A 5,238-nucleotide genomic window follows, 5' to 3' on the forward strand; every position below is an offset into this window, starting at 1 on the left:
TGCGCCTTTTCGAGCGCGGTCGCGCCGGCCTGGATCGACATGCGGCCCGCGACCTGGCTCATCGGTTTGAGCAGCGGCAGGCCGCCGTGCGGGCTGGTGACGGTTTCATAGGCGATGCACACCGCGCCCGATTTCATCAGGTCGCGCGTCTGGTCGGGATCGGGCGCGAGATGAAGATAGGTATAGAGGATCTGGCCTTCGCGGAGCATCGCGCGCTCGACGGGCTGCGGTTCCTTGACCTTCACGACCATGTCGCACTGCGCGAAGATTTCCTCCGCGGTCTGGACGATCTCGGCGCCCGCCTCGACATAGAAGCGGTCGTGCGCGCCGATCCCCTCGCCCGCGCCGGTCTGCACCAGCACGCGGTGGCCGTGGACAACGAGCTCGCGCGCGCTCTCGGGGGTCAGGCCGACGCGATATTCGTGATTCTTGATTTCCTTGGGGGTGCCGATGATCATGGTCGCTCTCCGAATATGGATGTCATCGGCGATCGACTATCGCCGCCGAAAACTTGTCGGCGCTTTTAGCAGAAATGGATCGCGAGGTGCTTGCATATCCTTTGCGGATTCGCGACATACTTGCACGATTTTGGCGTGAAATGGAGCAAGGACGCACGATGATTGACCGGATCGACGCGAAGCTGCTCGACATGCTGCAACGCGGCGGCCCGCGCCCCGCCGCCGAACTGGGCGAGGTGGTCGGTCTCTCCGCCTCGGCGTGCCACCGGCGCATCCGCGCGTTGGAGGCCGCGGGGATCATCACCGGCTATACCGCGCGGCTGAACCCCGAGAGCATCGGACTGGGGCTCGACGTGTTCGTCGACATCAGCCTGACGTCACAGAGCGAGGAAGCCCTGACCGCGTTCGAAAGCGCGGTGAAGAGCTTCGACGAGATCCTCGAATGCCAATTGCTCTCGGGCGCGTCGGATTACCGGCTGCGCGTCGCGGCGCGCAACGTCGCCGATTTCGACCGGCTGCACCGTCACTGCCTGTCGCGCCTGCCCGGGGTCGCGGCGATGCACAGCGCCTTTGCGCTGCGCACGATCAAGGCGTTCGTGGGCTATCCGGTGCCAATTGCGGGTTAACGGCGAATTTACTAATTTTACCGCATATCCCGTTCACCAGTTTCATGGGACGCATGCGGGCAGCAGACCCGCGCGCCTTACGGGGATCGATCAGGGATGCCAAGATCATGGTGAAGGAAAATCCGATTCATAAACAGCAGATCGATCCGGTGCCGATGGCCGATCGCTTTCCCTATTACGACGTGGACGGCCGGCTCGCCGCCTGCGCAGCCGAAATCCACCAAATCATCGCCGGTCGCGAGGAGGCGATCGGGCGCGCCTATTGGGACGCGTTCAACAAGCTGCCCAGCGTCGATCGCAAGGTCGAGGGCGAGCTTTACGACAGCTATATTCGCGGCAGCGCGCGCCACACCGTGGCCAAATATGCCGACGCCGCGGGCCAGGAGGTCGCGACGATCGCGTGCCAGAACGCCCATATGGCGCGGCGCGTGAAGCTGCCGCTTGCTTCGGTGATGTCGTGCATCGCCGAAAGCCAGCGGCTGACGATCGAATATGTCGTCGAGGCCTGCCTTGGCGACGCCGAGCGGCTGGTGCGGCTGATCAACGCGGTAAATCGCCTCGCGCTGCTCGAATTCGACATCATGCAGCGCTATGCGACCAAGCTCGACCGCGCGGTCTTTTCGAGCGAGCGGCAAGCCCTTGCAGGCGATTTCGACCGCTCGATCGCGTCGCTGGTGCAGGACACCGACGGGGTACGCGAACAGCTCGCCAAACAGGCGGCCTCGGCCGACCAGGCGGCGAAGGGCATGATCGCGAAGACGAGCGAAGTCGCCGCCGCGTCCGAACAATCGGCGATGGCGATGCGCGAAGCCGCCTCGACCGCCGCGGGACTGATCCGCGCGATCGAGGATGCGCGCAGCGAGGTCGAAGCCTCGGCCAGCGTCGCGACGCGCGCGTCGGAGCAGGCGGGCGAAGCGGTCGCGATGTCGGCGACGCTGTCGCACCATGCCGAATCGATCGAATCCATTTTGGGCCTGATCCGCGAGATCGCGGGCCAGACCAACCTCCTTGCCCTCAACGCCACGATCGAGGCGGCGCGCGCGGGCGAATCGGGCCGCGGCTTTGCCGTCGTCGCGCAGGAGGTGAAGAGCCTCGCCAACGAAACCGCGCGCGCGACCGACGAAATCGCGGGCAAGATCACCGCGATCCAGCACGCGACGCGCGGATCGGTGAGCGCGAACGAGTCGATCCAGGCGACGATCGTCGAGGTGCAGACCTCGGCACAGCGCATTCGCGACGCCATGGACGCGCAGGCGCAGACGGTCACCTCGATCACCGCGGCGGTCGACGAAACCGCGCTTGCCGCCGACAGCATGTCGTCGACGATCGCGAGCATCCGCAACGATTCGGGCATGGTCGCGAGCGAGATCAGCGTGCTGAGCCAGGAATTCGCCAAGATGGGCGGGCGGTTGCAGCAGCTGGAACAGGCCGCGAGCGAATTCAGCCGCCGCGTGGCGTAAAACACAGCCGCTTCCCCCGCTTGGCAAGCCCCGCCCCGCTGCCTAAGGCGGGGGTATGAGTACGCATATCCTGATCACCGGCGCGAGCCGCGGCATCGGCGCCGCGATCGCCGATGCCCTCGCCACCGATGCGACCAAGATCGTCGCGTTGTCGAGCGCCGACGGCGACCTGTCCGATCCCAGCGTGCCCGACCGGCTGTGGCAGGCGAGCCTCGACCGGCTCGATGGCCGCATCGACGTGCTGATCAACAATGCCGGGATATTCGAGGGCAACCCGCTGGGCGACCCCAACGCCGACTGGCTCGCGAACTGGAACCGCACGATGCAGATCAATCTGACCGCGAGCGCGCAGCTCTGCCGCCATGCGGTGCTGCACTGGCACGAACGCGGCGTTCCCGGCCGCATCGTCAATATCGCGAGCCGCGCGGCCTATCGCGGCGACAGCCCCGCGCACTGGCATTATGCGGCGTCGAAATCGGGCATGGTCGCGATGACCAAGACGATCGCACGCGCCTATGCCAAGGACGGCATCCTGGCCTTTGCGATCTGCCCCGGTTTCACGATGACGGGCATGGCCGAAGACTATCTGGCGAGCCGCGGCGGCGAGAAATTGCTCGCCGACATTCCGCTGGGCCGCGTCGCGATGCCGGACGAGGTCGGCGAAATGGCGCGCTGGTGTGCGCTCGATGCGCCCGCGGCGATGACCGGCGCGGTGCTCGACGTCAACGGCGCGAGCTACGTCCGCTAAGGCCATGAGCTGGATCGTCTCCCTCCCCTGCACGCGCGACGAGGCCGAAGCGCTGTCGGGCGAAATCGCCGAACTCGACGCCTCGCCCGAGGCGCCGGTCGTGGTGACGCGCGAGATCGACGAGGATGCGGGCGAATGGCAGCTCGACGCCTATGTCGACACCAAGCCGACGCCCGCGCTGCTCAGGATATTGCAGGCGCTGATCCCGAGCGCGAAGGGCAGGAAACCCGTCGTCGCGGAATTGCCCGAAGAGGATTGGGTGACGCTGAGCCAGCAGGGGCTGGAGCCCGTGCAAGCGGGGCGCTTCTTCGTCCATACGAGCAGCTATGCCGACCGCGTGCCCGCGGGCAGCACCCCGTTCCTGATCGACGCGAGCCAGGCGTTCGGCACCGGCGGGCACGACACCACCGCGGGCTGCCTGTCGATGCTCGACCGGCTCGCACGGCACGGCGCGAGCCCGCGCAATATCGCCGACATCGGCACCGGCACGGGCCTGCTCGCCTTCGCCGCGATGGCGCTGTGGCCGCGCGCCAAGACGATCGCGTCGGACATCGACCCCGCGAGCATTTTCGTGACGCGCGACAATGCGGAGATCAACAAAGTGCCGCTCGGACGCGGTGGCGGGCGGCTGGCGCTCGCCGTCGCACCGGGGACCAATCACCCGTCGATCAAACACCGTGCGCCTTATGATCTGGTTATCGCGAACATCCTCGCCGGACCGCTGATTACGCTGGCGCCCGATATCGCCGCGGCGACCGCGCCGGGCGGCCATGCGATCCTTGCCGGCCTCATCGCGCGGCAGATGGAGCCGGTGCTCGCCGCCTACCGCGCGCAGGGCTTTCGCCTCGCCGCGCGCGGCGGCAGCGCCGAATGGCCGTGCCTGCTTCTGGTCAAGCGCCGCCGCTATGGCTGGCGCCGCAAGGAACGCGCGTTCCACCGCGCGAGCCCGTCGGATGCGAGCTTTGGCAGCTGGTGAACTTATTGGCAGCCCTCCCGGCAAGCGGGAGGGAGGTCAGGCTTTCGCCTCTGCATAGTCCTGTGTACCGCGCGTGATCACCGTATCGCCGGGGAGAATATCGGCGATCGGAATCGGCGGCAGCGCGGCGTTGGCGGTATAGAGCGGCGCGAAATCGGTGTTCACCGTCGTGTCGAGCAGCTGGTCGAGGCTGTCGATGACGAAATAATTCTGCTGGAAATCGTCGATCCGGTAATCGGTGCGCATTACGCGCGCGAGATCGAAGCCGATGCGGTTCGGGCTGTCCGAATCGAGCGCAAAGACGCTTTCGGCAAAGGAAGAGACGATGCCCGCGCCATAGATGCGCAGCCCGCCCGCCTCGCGGATCAGGCCGAATTCGACGGTGTACCAGTATAGGCGCGCGAGCTGTTTCAGCGCGTCGAACTTCAGGCTGCGCAGCCCGCCCTCACCATATGCGACCATATAGTCGGCGAACACCGGGTCGGCGAGCATCGGGACATGGCCGAAGACGTCGTGGAAGACGTCGGGTTCCTGAAGATAGTCGAGTTGTTCGGGCGTACGGATGAAATTGCCCGCGGGAAAGCGGCGGTTCGCGAGATGGTCGAAAAAGACGTCGTCGGGAACGAGCCCCGGCACCGCGACGACCTGCCACCCCGTCGCCGCCATCAGCCGTGCGTTGAGCTCGCGATAATCGGGAATGCCGGGCTTTTCGAGGCGCAGCACGTCGATACCGCGCAGGAAAGCGTCCGAGGCACGGCCGGGCAGCATCTCCGACTGGCGCGCGAAGAGACGGTCCCACATCGCATGTTCGTCGGCGGTGAAGGCGTCCCAATCCTGCAAAATCGTCCAGTCGGCCGCGGCGCCCGGCGGCGGCGTGTCATGGACGTGGGTAAACTGGCTTTCCATGGGACCGCTTCTATCATCAAAATGGTTTCAAGTGAAACTTTATTCGCCGATCTCCACCACCGAC

The 5,238-nt window shown here is 66.0% G+C and carries 6 protein-coding genes; 4 read left to right on the forward strand and 2 right to left on the reverse strand.

Annotated elements, in window-relative coordinates; genetic code table 11:
* The coding region (locus tag VJ811_RS10330) for an alanine dehydrogenase (RefSeq protein WP_414711936.1) at window positions 1–458 on the reverse strand (458 nt) is incomplete at its 3' end.
* A gap of 158 nt (window positions 459–616) precedes the next feature.
* Here VJ811_RS10330 and VJ811_RS10335 point away from each other — a divergent pair.
* The 4 genes from VJ811_RS10335 to VJ811_RS10350 all read left to right on the forward strand — a co-directional run bounded on the left by VJ811_RS10335 (window position 617) and on the right by VJ811_RS10350 (window position 4,268).
* On the forward strand, window positions 617–1,084 hold the full coding sequence (locus tag VJ811_RS10335) for an Lrp/AsnC family transcriptional regulator (protein ID WP_324072188.1): 468 nt from the start codon (window positions 617–619) through the stop codon (window positions 1,082–1,084).
* A 107-nt stretch (window positions 1,085–1,191) separates the two neighbouring features.
* Complete coding sequence (locus VJ811_RS10340; protein ID WP_414711937.1) at window positions 1,192–2,544, forward strand: methyl-accepting chemotaxis protein; 1,353 nt, start codon at window positions 1,192–1,194, stop codon at window positions 2,542–2,544.
* A 55-nt stretch (window positions 2,545–2,599) separates the two neighbouring features.
* Window positions 2,600–3,292 carry an SDR family oxidoreductase gene (locus VJ811_RS10345; RefSeq protein WP_324072190.1) on the forward strand — a complete coding sequence of 231 codons (693 nt, stop codon included), beginning with the start codon at window positions 2,600–2,602 and terminating at the stop codon, window positions 3,290–3,292.
* Window positions 3,293–3,296: 4 nt separating this feature from the next.
* Complete coding sequence (locus VJ811_RS10350) at window positions 3,297–4,268, forward strand: 50S ribosomal protein L11 methyltransferase (protein WP_324072191.1); 972 nt, start codon at window positions 3,297–3,299, stop codon at window positions 4,266–4,268.
* A 36-nt stretch (window positions 4,269–4,304) separates the two neighbouring features.
* On the opposite strand, the gene phhA is transcribed toward VJ811_RS10350, so the two are convergent.
* Complete coding sequence (gene phhA / locus VJ811_RS10355; RefSeq protein ID WP_324072192.1) at window positions 4,305–5,174, reverse strand: phenylalanine 4-monooxygenase; 870 nt, start codon at window positions 5,172–5,174, stop codon at window positions 4,305–4,307.
* Between the last annotated feature and the right edge of the window lie 64 nt (window positions 5,175–5,238).

The sequence above is a fragment of the Sphingopyxis sp. genome (assembly GCF_035250425.1).
GTDB lineage: Bacteria > Pseudomonadota > Alphaproteobacteria > Sphingomonadales > Sphingomonadaceae > Sphingopyxis.

Coding starts and splice junctions, on each gene's coding strand:
- VJ811_RS10340 (WP_414711937.1), top strand. CDS start 1,192: ATGGTGAAGGAAAATCCGATTCATAAACAGCAGATCGATCCGGTGCCG.
- phhA (WP_324072192.1), bottom strand. CDS start 5,174: ATGGAAAGCCAGTTTACCCACGTCCATGACACGCCGCCGCCGGGCGCC.
- VJ811_RS10335 (WP_324072188.1), top strand. CDS start 617: ATGATTGACCGGATCGACGCGAAGCTGCTCGACATGCTGCAACGCGGC.
- VJ811_RS10345 (WP_324072190.1), top strand. CDS start 2,600: ATGAGTACGCATATCCTGATCACCGGCGCGAGCCGCGGCATCGGCGCC.
- VJ811_RS10350 (WP_324072191.1), top strand. CDS start 3,297: ATGAGCTGGATCGTCTCCCTCCCCTGCACGCGCGACGAGGCCGAAGCG.